This is a genomic window from Chloroflexota bacterium (assembly GCA_014360805.1).
In the GTDB taxonomy this organism is placed as follows: domain Bacteria; phylum Chloroflexota; class Anaerolineae; order DTLA01; family DTLA01; genus DTLA01.
The window spans coordinates 30,311-51,623 of record JACIWU010000011.1; the positions used below are offsets into that span (position 1 = coordinate 30,311).

The following is a 21,313-nucleotide window of genomic DNA, read 5'->3' on the forward strand; positions in this document are numbered from 1 at the left end:
CCGGTGCGGCAATGCTCATCCTGCTGTCGGCCTGCGCCCCGCGCACTCCACGGCCAGCCGCGCCTACAATGGCCGCCCCCGGCCCCTCAATCACGCGAGCCGCCCGAACCAGCACTGCGCCGGCATCCCGCACTCCGCGGCCTACAAACATGCTCGTGCCCACGTTGACGCCGCAACCCACGCGCACGCCCACGCCGAAACCCGACTTGTCGGCCGCGGCCCGCTACATGATGGAACTGGTCAACCGAGACCGCCAGGCCGCGGGCCTTTCGTCCGTCCAATGGGACGAAACCGCCGCACGCGCCGCCCAAGCCCACGCCGAAGAAATGGCCACCTATGGGTACCTGAGCCATTGGAATCTGGCAGGACACGGCCCCGAGCACCGCTATTCCTTCGCGGGCGGGCGAGACGCCGTCCGCGAAAACGTGTACAGTTACTATCAGCGATACTCCACCGGTGCAGGAATCCCCATCCAGGACTGGAAGGCCATCGTGGAGCAAGCCGAGCAGGCGCTGATGGAGAGCCCAGGCCACCGCGACAACATCCTGCAATCCTCGCACACCCATGTCGGAATCGGCATTGGGTACAACCCCGCGCAAGGGGAGATAAGAATTGTCCAGGAATTCGTGGACCGCTACGTGGTTCTGGACCCGGCGCCCGAGTCCGTAAACCGCGGCGAGAGCGTACAAGTTTCGGGCAGAATACTCCCCGGCGTCTCGTCCCCGCTTATCAATCTCGCCTACGAGCCATTTCCCACGCCGATGAGCGTCGCGGACCTAAACCAGACTTCCACCTACACGTCCCGTGCCGAGGTGTTCCAAGCGATGGCGCCCCGCGTTCAGGGAGACCGCTTCTCGGCGACCATCCGCATCGCCGAGACGGACAAGCCGGGGCTGTACCATGTGCGCGTCTGGGCGGCGCAGGGCGGCGAGCACATCTTCGTGGGCAACATCATCCTGACGGTGCGCTGATTCAGTACGCCCCAATCTCCCGCAGCCGCTCGTCCGAGATGCCGAAATGATGGGCAATCTCGTGCAGAACGGTATGCGCTATGGTTTTGCGGACTTCCTCCGTAGTGCGGCATGCCATAAGGATGGGTTCCCGGAACAGCGTGATGCGGTCGGGCATGACCATATTGTACCCCGAAGTCCTGCCCGTCAGTGGAACGCCCTCGTAAAGTCCGAAAAGAAGCATGCCGCGCCTAACTCCACCCGCGCGAAGTTGCGCCCGCGTCGGATAGTCTTCCACCATCACGGCCACGTTGTCCAATTTATCGCGGATTTCGTCGGGCAGCGACTCCAGCGCCTGCACCACCAGTTCATCAAAGGTTTCCGGGCTGATTCGCAAAGGCATGTGCATCCCTGCGGAGAACAGACTACCGCTATTCTACAGGATTCTCTTCAGCGCGTCCAGCGCCGCCTCGTAGTCGGGTTCCTGCCCCAAGTCCGGCATAATCTGCACGTATCGCACGATATCCTGCTCGTCCACGATGAAGATGCTCCGCGCGAGGAGCCTCTTCTCCTTGATGAGCACGCCATACGCCAAGCCGAAGTTGGTATCGTAGTGATCGGAAAGCGTCTGCAGCCTGTCCACGCCGGCCGCCCCGCACCACCGCTTCTGCGCGAACGGCAAGTCCACGCTCACCGTCAGAATCCGCACCTTGTCGCCGAGTTTGTCGGCCTCGGCGTTGAATCGGCGGGTCTGCAAGTCGCACACCCGCGTGTCCAGCGACGGCACCACGCTGATAAGCCGCACCTTGCCCGCCGTATCCGCCAGGGTAACCGGATGCCCATCGTTGTCCAGCAGTCGGAAGTCAGGAGCCTTCTGGCCCACCACCACTGGCGAGCCGACCAACGTCAGCGGCTGCCCTCCAGCCTTCACAACTCCGTAGCGTTCCTCCATAGAATCTCCCTCCTCACAAACGGATCTGGACATATCCTAGCACAGCCGAGCATCTCGCGCTATGACCTGGGTCATGGAAGCGGCTTATCAACTTCCAACGAGTTTTTGACGAATTTCACGAATCGCATATAGTAGTGCCGAATTGCACGATTGCGGAAGGCCGAAATCCAACAAAAACAAGGAGTGTTCACATGGCTCACAAAATTGACCCCGAACTGTGTATCTCTTGTGGCGCATGCGCCGCGGTTTGCCCCGAAGAGGCCATCACCGAAGGCGACGAATCCTACGTGATTGACCCCGAGAAGTGCGCAGACTGCGGCACGTGCGTGGATGAGTGCCCGCAGGAGGCCATTTCCGAAGCATAACGGCACATCCCAAACCACGAAGCCGAGGATTACCGTCCTCGGCTTTTCTTTTTGCAAGGCGCGCAACTTCGGAGAATGACCCGTGTTGTGAAAAAATAGAAATCCAAATCAGATGGGGAGGAATGGCAATGGACTTCGTAGGCTTCATGAGCAGCACTGCAGGACGCGCATTGCGGATCGTAGTGGGCGCAATTCTTGTCGTGTTGGCGCTCTTCGGCCCCAACTGGAGCACGGCGCTGGAGGTCATCCTCCTGCTGCTGGGCATCCTGTTCATCGTGGTTGGGGCGCTGAACCTGTGCCTGCTGGCCCCCTTGTTCGGCAAGCCCATCAAGGGCGGCAAATAACCCTACAACACGACGATCTCGGAGTACCACCGGGCCCGGCATCAGCGCCGGGTCATTTTCTTGCAGCCGCCATTCCTCGCAGCAGCCACACGAACTCGCCCAGGATCACCGCCGTGGCGCCCCAGACCTTGTGCCCGTGGATCCGAAAGTAGGGTACGTGAAGATGCCGACCGTCCGGCAGATCCCAGTCCTCCTCAAAGCGCGCCTGCTCATCCAATAGAGTTTTCAGCGGCGTCTCCACGACTTCGGCAACTTCCTCCGGGCTTGGGTGGAATTCGGGCCGCGCGGGCAGGTATCCCACAAAGGGGAACACCTGAAAATCGCTCACCGCCACATAGACGGGCGTAAGCCGGCCCAACATGCGCACCTCATCGGCGATAATGCCCAGTTCTTCGGCAGTCTCCCGCAGCGCGGTGCACGCCAGGCTCTCCCGGCCATGCCGTGCCCCGCCCGGCAGCGACACCTGCCCCTGGTGCGTCGCGACCGCGTTGGTGCGCAACGTCAGCGGGAAGCACCACCCCGACTCGCACGGGTACAGCAGCAACAACACCGCAGCGAGTTGCGGGCGATGATCGGCATCCATCGGGCGCGGCTGGGGTGCCATCCACAATTGCGCGGGGCGACCCGGCAACGGCCCTCGCAACGCGCGGCGCAGTTCTTCAGGCGTCGGCCACAGGCTCATGCGACCCACGCCCTACTCCCACACAATGCCGCAGAACGAGACGAACGATGCGCCCTGCGGATCCGCGGGCGCCTGGTCGTAGGCGACGGCATAACCGGTAACAGGCTCCAGTAGGCGTGTCGCCAAGTAAATGGGCGGCAGACCGCAGATGTGCCGCCGATCCCCTTCCTCGCGGATCAGCGACAGAAAACCATCGGCATCGCCCGCGCACACTCGCTCCATCAACAACCGGTCGGCTTTCTTGCCCATCGCCCGGTCCACAAAGCCCGCGGGCAGCGTATCTCCGAAGGCCGGCCCTGTATGGGCCAAATCAGCAGCCGCAATGACCACGCTTCGCCGACCCACAAGGGCGCTGCGGAGCGCCGCTATTCCCTTCGCAATGATTTCATCGTCCCGCGCCATCTCATGCCCGGTTACAAACCGCTCAAAGGAGCCACTCAGAACAGGCACGAGAGCGCACGGCGTCCCACCTCGGACATAATGCAACCAAATCGCAGCCAGTTCCACCGAGTGCTCATTGCGGTGGTGAATCTCATCCCGAAAAGCCGCATCCTCCCCGATGGCAGCAGCCACCGCCTCTACGACGTCTTTGTCGGTTGGCAGGATGCCAAACGGCGTCGCGTAGTTCTGTCTTGTCAACGTAAGTGGCGAGAAATCCCCCATGTGGTCGGTGCCGAAGATCACGGCCACGTCGGCCTGGCGCACGGCCTCTGCCGCTGCAGCCCAAACCCTGCCGTACACTCCGCCCCCGCGCATGTAGTCTATGTGCGGCGACACAAGCCCACGGGCGCTCGGAAACCGAGGCACATCGCCCGCGCCGTCCAGATAGCCCTGCAGGGTCTTCGCGAGCAGCCCCGGATCGCCCGGGTACCCGCTCCCCGCTGACGCCAGCGCCCGGAACGGCGCCGAGCGGAACTCGCGCACGGCGGCCGCCAGCGCCTCCGCCGAGCGTTCGTTCTCCAGGAGCAGGGCCTCATCCAGTTGCCGCAAGATGCCCGCTAGGACCTCGGGCGACAAGCGCACCCCCGCGCGAATCTCCAGCGCCGCGCGCAACGCGCTTTCGTCCCTCGTGCCGTCGCACAGCGCCAACAGCGGCGCGAGAGGCTGCGGGACCGCCAGCACCTTGCCGCTCAGCGCGAGCGGGTCGCGCAGCACAAGCACCGGCCGCCCGTCCTGCTGCGCCCACTGCGGTTGGATAGGACGCAACTTGGGTCGCATCATCCGTCCCCCACATTCATCGGGCGTGGACATAAGCAAAAGCCCCGACTGTGCGGGGCTTTCTGGTAGCGCATGGGGGATTCGAACCCCCGATCTCCTCCTTGAGAGGGAGGTGTCCTAGGCCACTAGACGAATGCGCCACACATGGCCATTCTATGGGGAAGGCCCCTTTCTGTCAAATTGACCCGCCGAACGGCCTCGGTTGCCCGATCCCATGCAACCGAGTCTGCCGCCCATCAGGCTAGCGGCGCGGCTCCCGCTACAGCGCTGCGCCGCAATTGGAGCAGAACTTCTGCCCTTTCTGAGCCGGACTCCCGCACTGTGGGCACCGCACTTCGGCCTCATTGCCCTGAGTGGCTACAGGCGGCTTGGGCTCTGCGACATTCAGATACGTGGCCGTCGCCGCAGACATGAGGAATACCACCGGGAACGCTGCCACAATCGCCACCAGCCCCGCGATACCAATCGCGTAAATGAGTTGGGCAAGGTACATGGTGAAGGGCAGGCTGGCGGCACGGTACGGCGTCCAGCCCATGCCGTAGGGCGACATGTAGCCGCCCATTCTTGGCCAGATGCCAAAGAGCCGTCCGATTCGCGAGCCCGCCCCGATCATCGTGGCCACTGCCGTGAGGGCCGCCCCGCCATAGCCCAGCCCGAAGATGATCCACGACGCAAACCCGACGGCGATAATCGCAATCGCAATGTACGCCGCCACCTGCCCAGGCGACCGCCTAACCAGGCCCACCACCCGCTGGATTGTGCCGACAACGCCGGTTCCCTCGGCCGCGATGGTGGGATAGATGAGCCACGACCCGACGGTGATCACCAGCAGGACAAACGCATTGAGAACGGTCAGGGGTAGGAATGCCGCCGAGGCGATGAGTTCCCCCAGGTACGGAATACGCCCCAACAGCAGTACAATGACCTCCACGAGGAAAACCCCCAGCACCGCGAAGGCGAGCACCAGGCCTGTGAACATCAGGCTCACCAGATGGCCCAGCGCGTAACCGAGCGCATCCCGCCACGACCCGGGGTTACCTTGCGTGAGGTGAAGGTAACTCAAGCGGGTAACCGCGCCGTACACCAGGGATATCCCGACCCACATCACAAGGGCCGCCAATAGGGTAAAGAGCACCAGCCCTGCATCCCCAGTGCGGCTCCCCAGGAAGGACAGAAATGCAGCCACCCCCAGCGTCGCCGCCAGCCCCACAACTGCGACCCCCAGTTTTCGCACGTCCAGAGAAACGTCAATGGCCTTGAGAATTAGCGCGAAACCCCTGTCTTGCACCGTTGTACCTCCTTGTTCACAATACACTACACGGCCTTTCCGCAACTCCGGCGGTAGCGTAGCAGCAACACCCACGCTTGTCAAACCTGAACCTCGCTCAGGGCAGAGGTGTGCGGCGATCGGGCAAGCGCCGAGAAAGCCCATACCGACGTCGTAAAGCCCTAGTAGATATTCAGGTACCGCTCCAATTCCCACGGATGAACGCACGTGCGGTACTCATCCCATTCTTGCGTCTTGGCCTCCACGAACTTCTCATACACATGCGTGCCCAGCGCGCTCCGGACAATCTCATCGCGCTGGAGTTCCTGCAGAGCCTCCCACAATGAGCCGGGCAGGGTCTTGTGCTTCTGTCGCTTCTCGGCGGGCAAATGGTACAGGTCTTCCTCTGCCGGATCGGGCGGTTCCAACTTGCGCCGAATGCCATCCAGCCCCGCCGCCAGCATCACCGCAAACGCCAGATAGGGATTGCAGGACGGGTCGGGGCAGCGCAGTTCCACTCGCGTCTGTTCTACCTTGGCCGGGCTCACCTGCGGCACGCGCAGAAGCGCCGAGCGGTTGATGCGCGCCCAACTGATATAGACGGGGGCTTCGTACCCGGGAACAAGCCGCTTGTACGAATTGACCAGCGGCGAAAGCACCGCGCTCATGCCCCGGGCGTGCGCCATCTGCCCCGCGATGAAGTGCCGCGCAATAGCCGACAGCCCGTAGCGGTCGCTCGGGTCGGCAAACGCATTCCTGCCGGAATCCAGGTAGGCCAGGCTCTGGTGCACGTGCATCCCCGAACCGTTGATGCCGGCGATGGGCTTGGGCATGAACGTGGCGTGCAGGCCAAAAGCCCCCGCGACCGCTTTGAGCGCGTACTTGAACGTTACCGCGTTGTCGGCAGCATGGAGCGCGTCGGTGTATTCAAAGTCAATCTCGTGCTGGCCAGGCGCGCACTCGTGATGGCTCGTCTCCACGCGGATTCCGAAGGCGTTCAGCGCGTTCACCATATATTTGCGCACTTCCACAGCCCTGTCCGTGGACTGGTCAAAGTAGCCGCCCTGATCGTGCAGCGATGGCGTCCCGTATCCGTTCTGATCCTTGTGGAACAGGAAGAACTCCAGTTCTGGCCCCGTGTTGTACACAAACCCCATCCGAGCGGCCTCGTTCATCATGCGGCGAAGCACCTGGCGGGGATCGCCGGCAAACGGCTCGCCGTGGGGCGTGAACACATCGCACAGCAGCCGCGCCGTCCGCACCTCATCGCCACTTTCCCACGGCACCAGGGCGAAGGTGGAAGGGTCAGGCACCAGGTACATGTCGCTCTCGGCGATGCGGGCGAAACCGGCAATGGATGACCCATCAAACCAGATCCCATGGGCCATCGCCCCCTCTAACTGATCCACGGGTATCGTAACGCCTTTGACGATGCCCACCACATCGGTGAATTGCAGATGCACGAACCGCACGTGGGCCTCTTCTGCTTGCTGGAGCACCTCCTCGCGTGTAGGCTGATTCATCCTGGGTTTCCCAGTGTCCGTCATCTCCCCACCTCCTTTTTGGGATTGGGCGAACAGCCTTCGGGACAAACAAAAACCCGCCAACCAAAGGCTGCGGGCCACACTGCCCATGAACGTTTTTCGCCTCGCTCATGGGAGTCCATGTTACCACCAACCGCCCCGAAAAGCAAATTCACCCCAGGCCTACGGAACAGAATCCTGTGCATTTTCCCACGACCCTGTGAAAGGCGCCACAATTATAAGTTATCTTTATCACATCTTGACATTTCAATAATATTGTGATATAATCACGGACGACTAACGTACACATCCTACACTGCACCGCTCAGTGCAACCATCGGGAGGTCTAGCCATGATCACGAAGGGAACCGACGGCTTGATGCTGGCCCGCAATCGCATCCGCAAACTCCTGCACGAAAGGGGCAAGCCCGACGCCCTGGTGTGCCAACTGGCGCGCGAAATCACCTGCTGCGACGAGGGTCTCACGGTGAGCGAACTGTTCGCGCCCGAAGAGGCCGCGCAGATCGTTTCCCAATGCGAACTGCTCTGCCCCGTGCCCGACTCGCAGCGGCGACAGGCCTCCGCCTGACGGCGCGGCGCGGTTCCTCGGAGGCCGCCTGCGCGCACATCGCCCGCCGTCCGCACATTCCAAGGCCGCCCTGTGCTGCAAACCGCCTAGCCTTCGGGCTGCTCGCGCGGTTTGTTGTCTGCCCTCTCGTCGTGTATAATCCCCTTGTGAAAGTCCTCACCGCTTGAGAGTTTCGGTGGGAGATTCCTAATCCTCGCAAAAATGACGGACGTGCTGCCGCGATGAACGTACAAGTCTTGCATGAGGCCAACAGTTTTGAGCAACTGCAGCCGGAGTGGAACGCTCTCCTACAGCGCAGTCCTCTGCGCACGGCGTTTCTCACCTGGGAATGGCAGGCTACGTGGTGGAAGCACCTGGGAGAAGGCGAACTTCACCTCCTCACCCTGCGAACAGACGACGGCGCCCTGGTCGGCATCGCGCCCCTCTGTCGGGTAACCAGCCAAACCGGACGGCACACCTTTCGGTGGGTGGGTTGCGTGGACGTCTCCGACTACCTGGACGTGATCGTCGCGCCCGGACACGAGACAGCCCTATACGCCGCTATCCTGGACTACCTGACCGGAACCGGCGCCCCGGCCTGGCATTATGTAGACCTCTGCAACATCCGAGAGGCATCTCCCACCTACGAATCCATCGCCCGCCTGGCCCGGGAACGCGGCCTCTACGCCCGCACCAGCGTGCAGGAAATCTGTCCGGTGATTCCCTTGCCCGCCACTTGGGAAGACTACCTGAACACCCTTGACAAAAAGCAGCGCCACGAGATTCGCCGCAAAATCCGCCGCATTGAATCCGCCGCCGAGACCCGCTGGCACATTGCCGATGACCCGGCCACGCTGGACGACGACGTTGACGAATTCATCCGCCTCCATCGCAAGAGCAACCCCGAGAAAGATGCCTTCATGGACCAGTCAATGGTGGCATTCTTCCGAGACGTGTGCCGCGTCTTTTTCCGTTGCGGTTGGCTCAGCCTGGCGTTCATCTCGGTCAACGGCAATCGCGCTGCCAGCATGTTGAACTTTGACTACGACAACCGAATCTTGGTGTACAACTCTGGCTACGACCCCGAACAATATGCGGCGTTCAGCCCAGGCATCGTCCTGCTCGCCTACTGCATCCGCCACGCCATTGAGACCCACAAAGAGCAGTTTGACTTCCTCCGCGGCGACGAAGAGTACAAGTTCCGCTTCGGGGCCATACGCACCACCATCCATAACGTGCTCATCAGCCCAGAACCCCTGGAGCCGTAGCGAGGAGTCGCCCGCCATGTCCCTCCGCGTCGCCATGATCAGCGTCCACACCTCCCCGCTGGCCACCCTCGGCGGGAAGGAAGCTGGGGGCATGAACGTGTACGTGCGCGACCTGTCGCGCGAACTCGCCCTGCGCGGGATGGCCGTGGACGTGTTCACCCGCCAGCAATCGCCGGACGTCTCCAGGGTGCGCGAGTTCGCGCCCAACGCTCGCGTCATCCACCTCCCCGCCGGCCCCCCGGCCCCTTACGACAAGCACAAACTCTTCCAGCACCTGCCCGAGTTCACCCAGGCCCTGGCCCGCTTTGCGGAACAAGAACGAATCTCCTACAGTCTCCTACACAGCCACTACTGGCTTTCGGGATGGGTGGCGCATGAACTTCGGCGGCAGTGGCCCATTCCCCTCGTCCACATGTTCCACACGCTGGGGCACATGAAGAACGCCGTCGCGGCCGCACCCGAGGAGATGGAAACCGACCTGCGCATCCAGACGGAGGGCCAGATCATGCACTGGGCCGACTGTCTGGTGGCCGCCAGCCCGCTGGAGAAGGCGCAAATGGCCTGGCTCTACGGCGCAGCCCCCGCCAAGATTCGCGTCATCCCTGCGGGCGTGGACACCGAACGATTCCACCCGATTCCCGTGGAAGTCGCCAAGGCCCACATCGGTATCCCGCAAGAGCGGAAACTCATCCTGTTCGTGGGGCGCATTGAGCCGCTCAAGGGCATAGAAACCCTGTTCCGCGCGATTGCCATCCTGGCGAAGGAAACGCCCTGCTTCTGCGAGAACATCTGCGTCTCCATCATCGGCGGCGAGGGCGAAGGCACCGAGGCCACCCGCTCGGCGGAAGAGGAACGCCTCCGCGAGTTGCGCGAGCAACTGGAACTGCGGGACCTGGTTACCTTCCTTGGGTCAAAGGACCAGGATGCGTTGCCCTACTACTATTCGGCCGCCTACGTTGTCGTCGTGCCTTCTTACTACGAGTCCTTTGGCATGGTGGCAGTGGAAGCCATGGCGTGCGGCGTGCCGGTGATCGCGTCCAAAGCCGGCGGCCTCATGTACACCATCCAGGACGGCCTCACCGGACTCCTGTTCCCGTCCAACTCGCCAGCCGCTCTCGCCGAGAAACTCTGCATGCTGCTAGACGAGCCCGAACTGCGCGACAAAATGGGAGAAAACGCGCGCCAGTGGGCGCAACGCTTCGCATGGCCCAACATCGCCGACCAAATCGTGGCCCTGTACGGCGAACTCCTCAGTCGCCAGGCCGCGACCCTGACCGCCACCCGGGGTATGTAGGGATTCAGCAGCGCGGCTACCCCTAGCCGCCAGGGGAGCCAGGCAGGTATGGGAACTTGACCTACGGATTGGGGTTCAGCCCCGCGTGATACCTCGTCAAGCGAATGGGCAACAGCCGTGGGCTAGACCGCGCGCGCCTTCAGCGCCCAGGCCGCAACCCCAATGAGCACCAGCCCGCCCACCAGGAGGAACGGACCCAGCCATCCGCGTTCTTCCAGCACCCCGACTGTCCCCACTGCAGGCGTGGGTGTTGGCCTCAAAGTCGCGGGTGGAGTGGGCGCCACATAGGTCGGCGTCGGAAGGGGTTCCAGCACACCCAGCGACGCGGACGCGCGTCGCACCACGACCGCCTCTGCCGTGGGAAGGCCCGCCTGCTCCGAAAGCCACAGCGGGGTGCGCCGGTACATCAGCCTCACCTCAATCTCCACGCGCCCGCGCACATCTGTCGGCACGACGAACACGAACCGCTCCTGCACCGGGCGGTCGGGGAACAGGCGATGATCCACGAAGAGGCTCGCCGCGTCCAACGAGGACACGCGCGGTTGGTTGTTGCCCTTGCTGTCCGCATACACGACGCCATAGGGCAGCGCCTCCGTGAACAGCGCCTCGCCGCCGGCCGTCGCGGTCATTTCCAGCCACATTTCGTATCCTTCGGGTTTGCCCGTCGGAAGCGCATGGCCCGCGCCCGTGTTCTCCAGTCGCACGTCAATAATGAGAGGACTGCCCGCCCGCGCCGCCTTTGGCCATCGGACTTGAAGGTCAATCGCACGGCCAAGGGCATCGCCCTTGGCGGCGGCGTCCACCGCGCCCGCGCCGAAGGCATGATCCGACAATGTGCCCGCCATGTGGCACACCTGGCACGTTTTCCCGCCGTGAGCATCCGCGCTGTTGAGCCATTCCGTGTACGTGCTCTGGAGCGCCACGCCAGTGGTGGGATGGTACTGCTCATGGCACGCCGCGCAAAACAACGAATCGGAGAAAAGGGGACTCGCCGACGTAGGGTGAGGAGCCTGGCCTGCCCTCGCGCTCCGCATGACGCCGTCCACGGCCAGGCGAAACGCCCCGTTGCCCACGCCATCCACCCGCTGTATCAGGTGGCAGGCCTGGCACGACACCCCGTCGGCAGTGGAGGCATCGTCTGACGTTCGGGGCGCATGGCAACGAGTGCACCCGTCGGCGCCCCACCCCTGCGTCGCCGTGCCCGCGAGCGCCCGAAACGCAGCAGATTCGGCGGCGCGTGCGTGTGCCGACATCGCCCACGTGTCGTACTCCCGCGAGTGGCACGCCCGACAGGTTTCGGCTGGCGCCTGCGCCAGCGCCGCCTGCGCCCATAGCGCCAGGGCTGCCACCCACAATACCACCAGTCCCGCGACCGCCGCGGGGCGAATCCGCATCCGCAACCTAACCTCCCCGCACCCCATACTCGGTGTCCACCGGGCTACGGGCGACCATCGCCCTGTTCGGGCGACGCAGCATAGGAGCCGCGCATCCGCTCGGGCAGCAGCGATGCAATGCGACGCATAATCTCACGGCTGGCCCATTCCAGGGCCGCCTTCCGATCCACGGAGCGCGGCGGGTCCAGTGGCCCGAAGACCTCACCGATGCGAATTTCCACAGGCGCGCGCTGTAACGAGCGCCAACATTGCGGGGCCTCAAACGTGCCGGCAATCCCCACCGGCAACACCGGCACCCTCGCTTTGAGCGCGATAAACGCGGCTCCTGGCCACGCGCTGCTCAAATGGTTCAGGTGGGTGCGCCCTTCGGGGAATATCCCCACCACCTTGCCGGCGCGTAGCATCTCCACGGCTTCACGGATAGCATCCACGTTGATTCCCATCTTCTCCACGGGTATCGCGCGGTAAAGGCGGATGAACCACCCCACCCACTTGTGCATCATCGCCGCCCGCGCCCCAAGGAACTCTATGTCCCACGGGCTGGACAACGCCAATAAGGGCGGCTCCGCCCAGTGGAAATGGTTGCACACCACCAGCAAAGGCCCGCCGCTGGGGAAATGCTCCTTGCCGTACACCTGCGCCCTGAACAGCAGACTCATGAGAGGGCGGGTGAACCCCCGAATCAGTTTTCGCCGTAGCGTCAAACTTCTGCCTGCAATCGCCGCGTGTGTCATAGTCCGTCGCTATGGCTGCTCTGCTCCCGAAGACCACATCTCCCGCACGACAACCTCACGCTCGGCGGCAAGGGTCGCGATGCCATCATCCGCCGATCTGCGACATCCCGCGCCCCGAAACGGCAACCCCCTCGTTCAGGTGATGCCCTTCGGGTTTCGCCGCTACCGCCGTCAGCAGAATCTGTTTCAGTTCTGCGTCGCTGACCCCGCTCCGCAATGCCTCGCGCAGGGGTACCTCCGCGTCCGACAGAAGGCACGGCCTTAGCCTGCCGTCCGCCGTCAAGCGGAGCCGATTGCACTGATGGCAGAAATGCTCGCTGATGGCGCTGATGAACCCGACGGTGCCGCACGCGCCTGGGATGCGGTAGTACGACGCGGGGCCGTTGCCCGCGCGCTGGTGCGCCACCTCCAACGGGCCGAACGCGGCCTCTATCCGCTCTCGCGCCTCGACCACCGGCAGAAACCGCGCCTGGGCCGCCGGGCCCACCGGCATCGCCTCAATGAAACGCACGTGGAAAGGCTCGCGCAGCGTCCTCCGCGCAAAATCCACGATCTCGTCGTCGTTCACACCGCGCAGCAAGACCGTGTTCACCTTGACGGGTTCCAACCCCGCGGCCCGAGCCGCCGCAAGCCCGCGCTCCACATCGGCCAGGTCCCCCAACCGCGTAATGGCGCGGAAACGTTCGGGGCGCAAGGTGTCCAGGCTCACGTTCACGCGGTCCAGGCCTGCCTTCGCCAGGTCTTCCGCATAGTGGGCCAGCAGCACCCCGTTCGTCGTCATCGCCAAATCGTCCACGCCCGGAATGGCCGCAATCATCGCCACCAGCGACACGATCCCCGCCCGCACCAGCGGCTCCCCGCCCGTCAGGCGCACCTTCGTGATGCCCATCTCCGTCCCGATGCGCACCACCCGCACGATCTCCTCGTACCGAAGAATGTTCTCATGAGGAACCCACGGCACCCCCTCGGGCGGCATGCAATACACGCACCGCAGGTTGCAGCGGTCCGTTACCGACACGCGCAGGTAACTGATGGAGCGGTTGAAGGAGTCCAGGCAGGCCATGGCCGCTATCCTTCTTCGCCGATGGTTACAATGGCGTCGCCCTCGCGAATCATCCCCCCGACAATCACCCGCGCGAAAATCCCCTCGCGCGGCATCACGCAATCGCCCGCCGCACGATAGATGGCACACTTCTCGTGGCAGATTTTCCCGTGCTGCGTGATTTCCAGCACCACCCCATCGCCGACGCGCACGCGGCTGCCGATGGGCAACGCCAGCAGGTCAATCCCCTGCGTCGTCAGGTTCTCGGCGAAACTCCCTGGCCGCACCTTGAGTCCGAGGGCGCGCATCTTGTCAATACTCTCAATGGCCAACAGGCTCACCTGCCGATGCCAATCCGCGGCATGGGCGTCGCCCACCAGGCCCCAGTTCACGCGGGCCTCGGCCTGGCCCACGTTCTTCTTCGCGACGCCTTTTTTCGTACTGGTGCAGACTGCGACGATACGTCCTTGCATATCCACCTCGCGTGGCTCACAATCAAAGTGGCGACTCTGCCCAGGGCGCGAATGCCCTCACTAGATGTCGCGAGCCTCCCACGTACCACTGCGTCCGCCGCTCTTGCGAATCAGCCGCACATCGGCAATGCGCATGCCCCGATCCACTGCCTTGCACATGTCGTACATCGTGAGAGCGGCTACGCATACCCCCGTCAGCGCCTCCATCTCCACGCCCGTCTTCCCCACGGTCTTAGCCGTCGCCGTGATGACGACTTCGGCGGTACCGTCCGCGTTCGCTGTCGCCCCGTCAATGTCCACCGACACGACCACCTGCGTCAGCGCTAGGGGATGGCACAGCGGAATCAGCTCCGATGTCCGCTTGGCACCCATCACGCCCGCCAGTTCCGCCGCCGCGCGCACGTCGCCTTTGGCGATGTCCCCCTGCCGAATCAGGTTCAGCGTCTCGGCGCTCATGCGAACGACCCCGCGGGCAACAGCCACGCGCTCCGAATCGCTCTTCGCGCCCACGTCCACCATCCGCGCCTTGCCCGAACTGTCCAGGTGCGACAGCGTCTTGCCCTGGCCCATCAAAAACACCCCAACTGGCACTGTGCGACCTTGACGCCCAGCGCCTCGGCATGGGCGCTCGCATCCATCGGCGGGCGGCCAAGTCTCCCCGCGATCTCAAACAACTGCGCGCACGTTACCCTTCCGTCCCGTGCGGCCGCCCGAATCGCATCCGTCAACGCCGAATCCAGGCTCGCTGGCTGCTTGACGATCTTGTGCTCTCCCAGCCGCTTCTCGCCATACCCGAACAGGCCCAACTGGCAATGGCTGATGCGGATGTCCAGTCGGTCGGCCATTTCGCCCACCGCTCGACACTCCACGCCGGCACGCTCGGCGATCCTCCACGCCACAGCGCAGGGGAGTTTCCCATCCCGAAGGTTCTCGCGAATCTCCTTCTCAAGGTCAGCGCCCATGAACAATCCTCCTATTGCTGGCCCAGGTCCGCCAGGGCCTTGGCGATCAACTCGCTCAACTCTTCAAACTCAAAAGGCTTGGGCAGGATATAGTCCACTCCCCTACGCCTCGCCTCCGTAACTTCCGCGCTCACGCCCCAACCCGTGATGAGGATGACCGGCGTCTTCGGAGAGGCCGCCTTGACCTGGCGCGCCACCTCCCAGCCCGATTGATCCGGAAGGCCCAAATCGGTGATCACCAGGTCGGCCCGCCTCTCGGCAAACGAGGCGATTCCCTCCGACGCCGTGCGGAAGGTGCGCACCTCGTGCCCCTCCAGCCCCAGGATGCTCGCCAGCAGCCTGCGGATGCTCTCCTCATCTTCAACCACCAAAATATTGAGGCTCTTCTGGTCTTGCGTTGACTGTGTCATAGACAACTCTTCCTTGGATTCGTGTGGCCGGACATGGTGCACCAACGGCAGGAGCACGGCAAATGTGCTGCCCTTGCCCACCTCGCTCTCCACCCGGATGGTACCCCCATGACGGGCAACGATCTCGCGGGCCACGCAAAGCCCCATTCCGGCATTGCCGCTACCCTTCGTCGTGAGAAAAGGCGTGAACAGCCGCGCCATGATTTCGGGCGGAATCCCCACACCCGTATCCTGCACTTTGATGACCGCCTGATTTCCCTCGCGCCGCGTTTCCAACACAAGCCGCCCGCCTTCGGGCATCGCGTCCACCGCGTTGAAAATCAGATTTGTGAGGACTTCGCTCAGTTCGGCAGCCGAGCCCACAACCGACATCGGCTTGCCCCTTCGGAACTTCACCTCTATCGGCGGGCGATCCGACACCGGATCGCGCCAGCGTGGCTCGGTCAACAGAATCGCGTCCTCCACCAGGCGATTCACGTCCAGCGGCGCGAAGTCCTCGCCCTCGCGGTGGCGTGCGAATCCCATAATGCGGCGCACCGTCTGCGCGCCATTGCGCGCCGCCCGCTCAATCACCTGCAACGACTCGCGCGTCGCGGGATCTTGCACGTGGGTCAGCATCAACTGCACGCGCCCCAGGATGCTCGTCAGGACGTTGTTGAAGTCGTGCGCCACGCCCGCCGACAGTTCGGCCAGCGCCCTCATGCGCTCCGAACGCACCAGATGGGTCTGACTCTCACGCAGTCGTTCCAGGGCATCCTCCATCTCCGAATACAACCGCGCGTTCTGGATAGCAATGGCCAGATGCCCCGACACCTGCCGCAGCAAATCCACGTCATCGGAAGAGAAAGCACCATCGTCCCCAGCGCCAACCGTCCACTGCCCAAGGCACTTCCCGTCCCCCATCACCGGCACCACGACCAGCGCCACCAGCCCCACAGAAGCCAGCGCCTGCCCTACGTCCCCACGCTCCGCGAAGTCGCTCGCCGTTTGCGCGATCAGGATTTCCGGCATATCCGAGCGGCCGACGGATTCCACTAACGCGCGCAGAGCCGACACGTCCCCCTCAGTCGCACTGATGGCTGACCAAGCGCCGTCAAGGGCGTTACGCTGCCACAAGCACATGTGCGAGTGGGGGAGCAGCGGCATCAGCGACCGCGAGACGGCGGCCACGATCTCCTTGAGATCAAACGTCGCCGTGATGGCCTTGGCGATCTCGCCGACGGCGGCCAGGCGCTCGGCCCGATTCTGCGCGGCCTGAAACAATCGCGCGTTGTCAATGGCAATCGCAGCCTGGTCGGCCAGTAGCCCCAGCAGGCGCAACTCGTCCTCGCCGAACACGTGGGGCCGCACAAACGCGATGTTCAGCGCGCCGAGCACGTGTTGGGCGCGCCGGAGCGGCAGGCTGGCGATGGACTCCAACCCGCCGGCCCTGTGCGCGGGGTCGGCGAACAGAGGATGCGAACAGCAGTCGGGGATCACGACAGGCTCGCCCGAACGGACGCAGGTCATGGTAATGCCGTCTGGTCGCGGCGTGGTCTCTGGCCGCAGGTCGCTCTCTCCCGTCGCCCACAGCGCCGCGCCAAATGACAGCCGCCCCGTGCTTTCGTCGTACAGGAACACATGCGCGTCGTTGGCATCCGTGAGTTCTAGCGCCGTCTGCACCACCAACTTGAGCACCGCCGACAGATCCAGTGAGGAGACCAGTTCCAGGCTAACCCTCTGGAGCGCGTCCAACTCACGGACTCGGCGCTGCGATTCCTGGTACAGTCGCGCGTTTTCAACGGCCACTGCCGCCTGGCTGGCCACGTGCACCAAGACTTCTTGATCCCCTTCGCCGTAAGCCCCCGGCTCATAACTGGCGGTTACCAGCACGCCCACCACGCGGTCGCCCAGGAGCATCGGCACTCCCAGCCACGAGCGCGACATCCGCGGCTTGCCCATGAAGATCGGCGCGCATGGGAGTGTGTCTTGCTCCATGTCGCGCACCAGCAGCGGCTTGCGATGGTCTATGATCCATCGCGTAAGCCCCGTCGTGACCCTCTGTCGCGCTCGTGGGAATCGCTGCCCTTCGTCTATCAAAATCTCAATGCTGACCTCGTCTGTGCGTGGGTCATAAAGGGTAACGTAATACGTATCAGCCGCAATGAGTTTTCGTATCTCCTCGTAGAGCAGTTCCAGCAGCACGGAGATATCGGGGACAGAACTGATCAAGCGGCTGGTCTCACGCAGCAGCGTGTACCCGTCCGAATCCAAGTCCCGGAGCGGCGCCTGCCTTCCGGGCGTGGATGGAACCTGCCGAGACTCCACCATGGTCTTTTCCGCTCCTCGCGGGTTGCCGATTGCGGATAATCATAACACAGGCCGGCCCCAAGCGCAAACGACCGCCGCCCCGCTCGTTCCTCATCTTCTCGCCCCGCGCGCAGAAGGCCCGCGTACCGGGTCGTACCGCCTGCACCAAGTCCATCAAGATGCGCGGCTGCTCTCGCCCACTCTGCCGCCAAAATAGGCGCGGCAGGCCGAGTCCAGGAGTTCCACAGACAGTGATGGCCGCACCTGCCGGAACGCCGCCACGTCCAGCAGGCGGTCTAGAATCTCGTCCGGGTCGGCCGCGCGGAGAGGCAACTTCGGCTGCACGTAGTATCTTTGGAGAAGGTAGGCCAACGCGTTCTCCTCGTAGGCCAATCCGCGCTTGGCACAAGCCCTGCGGAATATCTCGCGGTACTCGTCAAATGTTGGCGCCGAAAGATTGACCCTATGGCGAATCCGCCGGAGCAGCGCGGCGTCCGCCAGTTGCGAGAGATCCAGATGCGTTGCCACGATAACCACGCCCTCAAAGGGCACATCCACGTGCTGGCCGCTTCTGAAGGCCAATCGGTCAGAACGGGTCTCCAGCAGATGGATCAGTCGGGCCAGAAACCCCACGGCAGGCGATGTCTGCCTGCCCAGGTCATCCAACACCAGCACCCCATTGTTGGCCTTGACCTGTGGCGGCGCGCTGTAGCACCGTGCCGTCTCATCCAGCATCGGCTCCAACGCGTCCAGGCGCAATTCGGCCCCCAAAAACACCGCGGGCCGCCGCACCCTCACCCATCGCCCGTCCGCCCGCCCACGCGCGTGATTTGCGGGCGTCGCATCCGCCGGCAACGGAGCGCCATGCAGCGCGCTGTCGTACACCACAACGATCTCCCCCTGGGCGTCAATGGCGTGCGGCACGTACACCTCGCCCTCGGCCAGCAAGTTCGCGACAGCGCGGGCGACCGCGGTCTTGCCGTTGCCCGAAGCCCCCTGCAACAGCAGCGAGTGCCTGCCCACCACCGCCGGCCCCAACTGTTCCACCACGTTGCCGTTGAGCACCAGATCGCCCAGCGCGGCTTCCAGCGCCGCACGGTGTGTTGGAGCCTGCGGTAGCCCTTGCGCGCGCACCGCCCTGTGGTAGTCGGCCAGCGGAACGGGCGCCGGGCCCGTGTACTGGTTCCGCCAAAGGACCTCGCGCGCCTTGACGCCGCCCTTCTCGGTTACGGAATACTGGTAGGCCCCTTCGCCCAAACCAGCCGCCCCGCGCGTCTCACAGTAGCGCTCGCGCTTCATGAAATCTAGCACGCGACTGACGACAGCCTGAAACGGCAGCCCCATCGCCTGCGCCAACTCAAACCCCGACATCTGCCCGGTAACGTAGAGGATTTTCAACGCCAGGTCGGCAAGTGCCAGCAGCCCTAGCCCTGTCTCTTCCAGAGAGCGCGGCTCCGCGGGAAAGAACTCTTCGCCCAATGGCTTCACCTCTGACCCATGCTCGCAACGTTGTGCCGCGTGATTATACCACAACTCTACGCCGCCCGACAGCGAATGTAATCCCCTAGCCCAGCCCCGTTCGCGGGAAGACGACCGAGGCACGCGCGCCGCCCCCTCTCCCACCAGGAGAGGGCTAGGGTGAGGGACGCCGCCCGCGCGAGGGTACCCCTACCCTTCAGCCCGATGCTTCAGCGTCAGGCGCCCCCGCCCCCCGGCAGCGTATTCCGTCCGTCGGGGAGATAAAGGGCCCGTAACGTGGGGCCCCACCCGCCGCTTGCCGCGTTCCATGCCCCGTGGTAAACTACATCCTCGGCGGCAAGCACGCCGCACACGGCAGCGGCGAGGCACTCCGTCGCCACATACGCAACTTATGGAAAGGAGGTCGCCACGTGCAACCCCACCCGGTGGACGAAACCATCGCGCAGTTGGAACAAGATCGCGTCATCCCTCGCATTTGGGAGCGGGATCCGTCGGTGTGGGCAGGCCACGACGGACGTGAGATCGTGGACCGCCTGGGCTGGCTCACCGTCGTGGACACCATGGCACCCCGCCTGGACGAAATCCAGGCGTTCGCGCAGGAAGTATGGCAAGCCGGTTTCACCGACGTTGTCCTCTTGGGCATGGGCGGCAGCAGCCTCGCGCCCCACGTCTTGGCGGAGACTCTCGGCCCGCAAGGGGACTACCCCCGATTCCACATGCTGGACAGCACCGTACCCGCCGCCGTCCTTCAATGCGAGCGGGCCATAGACCTCGCCCATACCCTGTTCATCGTGGCCAGCAAATCGGGGAGCACGGTAGAAATGCTCTCCCTGTTCAAGTACTTCTGGGATCGCGTCAAGTCGCTGACCCCTGCACCGGGCAGCGCGTTTGTGGCGATTACCGACCCGGGCTCCGGCCTTGAGCGCATCGCGCGCGAGCACGCGTTCCGTGCCGTCTTTCTCAACCCCACCGACATCGGCGGCCGCTACTCCGCGCTGTCGCTTTTCGGCCTGGTGCCTGCGGCGCTCGCCGGGGTGGATGTCAACCGCCTGCTCCAATCCGCGGGGCGCATGGCCGCGCAGTGCAGCCCGGCCATGCCCGCATGCGACAACCCGGGCGCAGTCCTGGGCGCGTTCCTCGGCGCGATGGCGCGCCAAGGCAGGGATAAGGTCGCGCTCCAAATCGCGCCGCAGATGGCCGACCTGGGACTCTGGATTGAGCAACTGCTCGCCGAGAGCACCGGCAAACAGGGCGCGGGCATCCTGCCGGTCTTGGTTCCGCCATCGGGCAGATTGGCCGCCGAAGCGCAGCGCCTTCCCGACCATGTGCTCATCACCATCGCAGCGCGTGCCGACTCGGGCGCGCCCGCTCAGGCCATGACCCTGCGCGACCATACCCTCGCGCGCGAAATCGCAGAGCCCTACGACCTTGGCGCGGAGTTCTTCTGCTGGGAGATGGCCGCGGCGGTCGCCGGACACATCCTGCGGGTCAACCCCTTTGACCAGCCCAACGTCGCCGAGGCCAAACGCAACACCGCCGACATGTTGGCCCTGTACGAGCGCCAGGGGACGCTGGAGGTGCCTGGCCTGGGCCGTGCATCGGGCGACACGTTCGCCCTCAAGGGGGAAGCCGATGGGCCTGCGCTTGCCGCCGCCCTGCGGCAGTTCTTCGCCCACGTTGGGCTGCGCCACTACTGCGCCTTCCTGGCCTACCTCCCGCCCACCGACGCGTGGGACGCCTTCTTCGCGGAACTCCAGGAGCAACTCGCCTTGAAGTTGCGCGTCGCCGTTACCTGGGGCTACGGGCCACGCTACCTGCACTCCACAGGGCAACTGCACAAGGGCGGGCCGCCAACCGGGCACTATGTCATCCTCACCGCCGACGACGCGGAGGATATCTCCGTGCCCGGCGAACCCTACTCCTTCGCTGTGCTCAAGAACGCCCAGGCGCTGGGGGACAGGGAGGCCCTTCGCAATGCGTGCAGGCACGTCATCCACATTCACATGAGCGGCGACCTGGCCCAAGCCAGCCGAACCTTGCGGCAATCCGCCCTGGCCGCCCTCAACGCAGACCGCGAGCGCACGTAAGGAAACGCGGTC

General features: G+C 64.1%; 21 protein-coding genes and 1 tRNA gene. 7 read left to right on the forward strand and 15 right to left on the reverse strand.

What is annotated here, in order from left to right; translation table 11 throughout:
* The first annotated feature begins 164 nt into the window (after positions 1 to 164).
* Complete coding sequence (locus H5T65_03245) at positions 165 to 971, forward strand: CAP domain-containing protein (protein ID MBC7258240.1); 807 nt, start codon at positions 165 to 167, stop codon at positions 969 to 971.
* A 1-nt stretch (position 972) separates the two neighbouring features.
* On the opposite strand, the gene H5T65_03250 is transcribed toward H5T65_03245, so the two are convergent.
* On the reverse strand, positions 973 to 1,353 hold the full coding sequence (locus H5T65_03250) for a metallopeptidase family protein (protein ID MBC7258241.1): 381 nt from the start codon (positions 1,351 to 1,353) through the stop codon (positions 973 to 975).
* 33 nt (positions 1,354 to 1,386) lie between these two features.
* On the reverse strand, positions 1,387 to 1,902 hold the full coding sequence (gene tpx, locus H5T65_03255; GenBank protein MBC7258242.1) for a thiol peroxidase: 516 nt from the start codon (positions 1,900 to 1,902) through the stop codon (positions 1,387 to 1,389).
* Positions 1,903 to 2,093: 191 nt separating this feature from the next.
* Between tpx and H5T65_03260 the strand changes: the two genes are divergently transcribed.
* Together H5T65_03260 and H5T65_03265 are read left to right on the forward strand one after the other, a co-directional pair.
* On the forward strand, positions 2,094 to 2,267 hold the full coding sequence (locus tag H5T65_03260) for a 4Fe-4S binding protein (protein MBC7258243.1): 174 nt from the start codon (positions 2,094 to 2,096) through the stop codon (positions 2,265 to 2,267).
* Positions 2,268 to 2,413: 146 nt separating this feature from the next.
* A complete protein-coding gene (locus H5T65_03265; protein MBC7258244.1) occupies positions 2,414 to 2,611 on the forward strand; it encodes a DUF2892 domain-containing protein in 198 nt (65 codons plus the stop codon).
* A 52-nt stretch (positions 2,612 to 2,663) separates the two neighbouring features.
* Here the strand turns inward: H5T65_03265 and H5T65_03270 are convergent, their stop codons facing one another.
* The 5 genes from H5T65_03270 to H5T65_03290 all read right to left on the reverse strand — a co-directional run bounded on the left by H5T65_03270 (position 2,664) and on the right by H5T65_03290 (position 7,301).
* Positions 2,664 to 3,293: a CoA pyrophosphatase gene (locus H5T65_03270; GenBank protein MBC7258245.1), complete on the reverse strand. Its 630-nt coding sequence runs from the start codon at positions 3,291 to 3,293 to the stop codon at positions 2,664 to 2,666.
* Positions 3,294 to 3,305: 12 nt separating this feature from the next.
* Positions 3,306 to 4,514: an AmmeMemoRadiSam system protein B gene (gene amrB, locus H5T65_03275; GenBank protein ID MBC7258246.1), complete on the reverse strand. Its 1,209-nt coding sequence runs from the start codon at positions 4,512 to 4,514 to the stop codon at positions 3,306 to 3,308.
* A 60-nt stretch (positions 4,515 to 4,574) separates the two neighbouring features.
* A tRNA-Glu gene (locus H5T65_03280) sits at positions 4,575 to 4,651 on the reverse strand.
* Positions 4,652 to 4,770: 119 nt separating this feature from the next.
* A complete protein-coding gene (locus H5T65_03285; GenBank protein MBC7258247.1) occupies positions 4,771 to 5,799 on the reverse strand; it encodes a zinc ribbon domain-containing protein in 1,029 nt (342 codons plus the stop codon).
* Between the two features lie 161 nt (positions 5,800 to 5,960).
* A complete protein-coding gene (locus H5T65_03290) occupies positions 5,961 to 7,301 on the reverse strand; it encodes a glutamine synthetase (GenBank protein ID MBC7258248.1) in 1,341 nt (446 codons plus the stop codon).
* A 352-nt stretch (positions 7,302 to 7,653) separates the two neighbouring features.
* Here H5T65_03290 and H5T65_03295 point away from each other — a divergent pair, with 352 nt between their 5' ends.
* From H5T65_03295 to H5T65_03305, 3 genes are all read left to right on the forward strand, one after another.
* Complete coding sequence (locus tag H5T65_03295; protein ID MBC7258249.1) at positions 7,654 to 7,890, forward strand: hypothetical protein; 237 nt, start codon at positions 7,654 to 7,656, stop codon at positions 7,888 to 7,890.
* Positions 7,891 to 8,111: 221 nt separating this feature from the next.
* The gene (locus H5T65_03300) at positions 8,112 to 9,137 is read left to right on the forward strand and encodes a GNAT family N-acetyltransferase (GenBank protein MBC7258250.1); all 1,026 of its coding nucleotides are present in this window, start codon (positions 8,112 to 8,114) and stop codon (positions 9,135 to 9,137) included.
* A gap of 16 nt (positions 9,138 to 9,153) precedes the next feature.
* Positions 9,154 to 10,431 carry a glycosyltransferase gene (locus tag H5T65_03305; protein MBC7258251.1) on the forward strand — a complete coding sequence of 426 codons (1,278 nt, stop codon included), beginning with the start codon at positions 9,154 to 9,156 and terminating at the stop codon, positions 10,429 to 10,431.
* Positions 10,432 to 10,553: 122 nt separating this feature from the next.
* On the opposite strand, the gene H5T65_03310 is transcribed toward H5T65_03305, so the two are convergent.
* From H5T65_03310 to H5T65_03345, 8 genes are all read right to left on the reverse strand, one after another.
* The gene (locus H5T65_03310) at positions 10,554 to 11,825 is read right to left on the reverse strand and encodes a hypothetical protein (GenBank protein MBC7258252.1); all 1,272 of its coding nucleotides are present in this window, start codon (positions 11,823 to 11,825) and stop codon (positions 10,554 to 10,556) included.
* 44 nt (positions 11,826 to 11,869) lie between these two features.
* Entirely contained in the window at positions 11,870 to 12,529 is a 660-nt protein-coding gene (locus H5T65_03315; protein ID MBC7258253.1) for a 1-acyl-sn-glycerol-3-phosphate acyltransferase, read from the reverse strand.
* A gap of 115 nt (positions 12,530 to 12,644) precedes the next feature.
* Entirely contained in the window at positions 12,645 to 13,622 is a 978-nt protein-coding gene (moaA, locus tag H5T65_03320; protein ID MBC7258254.1) for a GTP 3',8-cyclase MoaA, read from the reverse strand.
* A gap of 5 nt (positions 13,623 to 13,627) precedes the next feature.
* A complete protein-coding gene (locus H5T65_03325; protein ID MBC7258255.1) occupies positions 13,628 to 14,074 on the reverse strand; it encodes an MOSC domain-containing protein in 447 nt (148 codons plus the stop codon).
* Positions 14,075 to 14,134: 60 nt separating this feature from the next.
* Positions 14,135 to 14,644, reverse strand: coding sequence for a cyclic pyranopterin monophosphate synthase MoaC (gene moaC / locus H5T65_03330; GenBank protein ID MBC7258256.1), 510 nt, complete (start codon positions 14,642 to 14,644; stop codon positions 14,135 to 14,137).
* On the reverse strand, positions 14,644 to 15,036 hold the full coding sequence (locus H5T65_03335) for a hypothetical protein (protein MBC7258257.1): 393 nt from the start codon (positions 15,034 to 15,036) through the stop codon (positions 14,644 to 14,646). The genes moaC and H5T65_03335 overlap by 1 nt, the downstream gene beginning before the upstream one ends.
* Positions 15,037 to 15,047: 11 nt before the next feature.
* Positions 15,048 to 17,756 carry a GAF domain-containing protein gene (locus tag H5T65_03340; protein MBC7258258.1) on the reverse strand — a complete coding sequence of 903 codons (2,709 nt, stop codon included), beginning with the start codon at positions 17,754 to 17,756 and terminating at the stop codon, positions 15,048 to 15,050.
* A 153-nt stretch (positions 17,757 to 17,909) separates the two neighbouring features.
* The gene (locus H5T65_03345; GenBank protein ID MBC7258259.1) at positions 17,910 to 19,214 is read right to left on the reverse strand and encodes an ATP-binding protein; all 1,305 of its coding nucleotides are present in this window, start codon (positions 19,212 to 19,214) and stop codon (positions 17,910 to 17,912) included.
* A gap of 410 nt (positions 19,215 to 19,624) precedes the next feature.
* On the opposite strand from H5T65_03345, the gene H5T65_03350 reads away from it, so the two are divergent.
* On the forward strand, positions 19,625 to 21,301 hold the full coding sequence (locus tag H5T65_03350; GenBank protein MBC7258260.1) for a glucose-6-phosphate isomerase: 1,677 nt from the start codon (positions 19,625 to 19,627) through the stop codon (positions 21,299 to 21,301).
* The last annotated feature ends 12 nt before the right edge of the window (positions 21,302 to 21,313 follow it).

What these genes read in the sequence shown, in the direction of transcription:
- H5T65_03250 (MBC7258241.1), bottom strand. Translation starts at nt 1,353, where the DNA reads ATGCCTTTGCGAATCAGCCCGGAAACCTTTGATGAACTGGTGGTGCAG.
- tpx (MBC7258242.1), bottom strand. Translation starts at nt 1,902, where the DNA reads ATGGAGGAACGCTACGGAGTTGTGAAGGCTGGAGGGCAGCCGCTGACG.
- H5T65_03260 (MBC7258243.1), top strand. Translation starts at nt 2,094, where the DNA reads ATGGCTCACAAAATTGACCCCGAACTGTGTATCTCTTGTGGCGCATGC.
- H5T65_03265 (MBC7258244.1), top strand. Translation starts at nt 2,414, where the DNA reads ATGAGCAGCACTGCAGGACGCGCATTGCGGATCGTAGTGGGCGCAATT.
- H5T65_03270 (MBC7258245.1), bottom strand. Translation starts at nt 3,293, where the DNA reads ATGAGCCTGTGGCCGACGCCTGAAGAACTGCGCCGCGCGTTGCGAGGG.
- amrB (MBC7258246.1), bottom strand. Translation starts at nt 4,514, where the DNA reads ATGATGCGACCCAAGTTGCGTCCTATCCAACCGCAGTGGGCGCAGCAG.
- H5T65_03290 (MBC7258248.1), bottom strand. Translation starts at nt 7,301, where the DNA reads ATGAATCAGCCTACACGCGAGGAGGTGCTCCAGCAAGCAGAAGAGGCC.
- H5T65_03295 (MBC7258249.1), top strand. Translation starts at nt 7,654, where the DNA reads ATGATCACGAAGGGAACCGACGGCTTGATGCTGGCCCGCAATCGCATC.
- H5T65_03300 (MBC7258250.1), top strand. Translation starts at nt 8,112, where the DNA reads ATGAACGTACAAGTCTTGCATGAGGCCAACAGTTTTGAGCAACTGCAG.
- H5T65_03305 (MBC7258251.1), top strand. Translation starts at nt 9,154, where the DNA reads ATGTCCCTCCGCGTCGCCATGATCAGCGTCCACACCTCCCCGCTGGCC.
- H5T65_03310 (MBC7258252.1), bottom strand. Translation starts at nt 11,825, where the DNA reads ATGCGGATTCGCCCCGCGGCGGTCGCGGGACTGGTGGTATTGTGGGTG.
- moaA (MBC7258254.1), bottom strand. Translation starts at nt 13,622, where the DNA reads ATGGCCTGCCTGGACTCCTTCAACCGCTCCATCAGTTACCTGCGCGTG.
- H5T65_03325 (MBC7258255.1), bottom strand. Translation starts at nt 14,074, where the DNA reads ATGCAAGGACGTATCGTCGCAGTCTGCACCAGTACGAAAAAAGGCGTC.
- moaC (MBC7258256.1), bottom strand. Translation starts at nt 14,644, where the DNA reads ATGGGCCAGGGCAAGACGCTGTCGCACCTGGACAGTTCGGGCAAGGCG.
- H5T65_03335 (MBC7258257.1), bottom strand. Translation starts at nt 15,036, where the DNA reads ATGGGCGCTGACCTTGAGAAGGAGATTCGCGAGAACCTTCGGGATGGG.
- H5T65_03340 (MBC7258258.1), bottom strand. Translation starts at nt 17,756, where the DNA reads ATGGTGGAGTCTCGGCAGGTTCCATCCACGCCCGGAAGGCAGGCGCCG.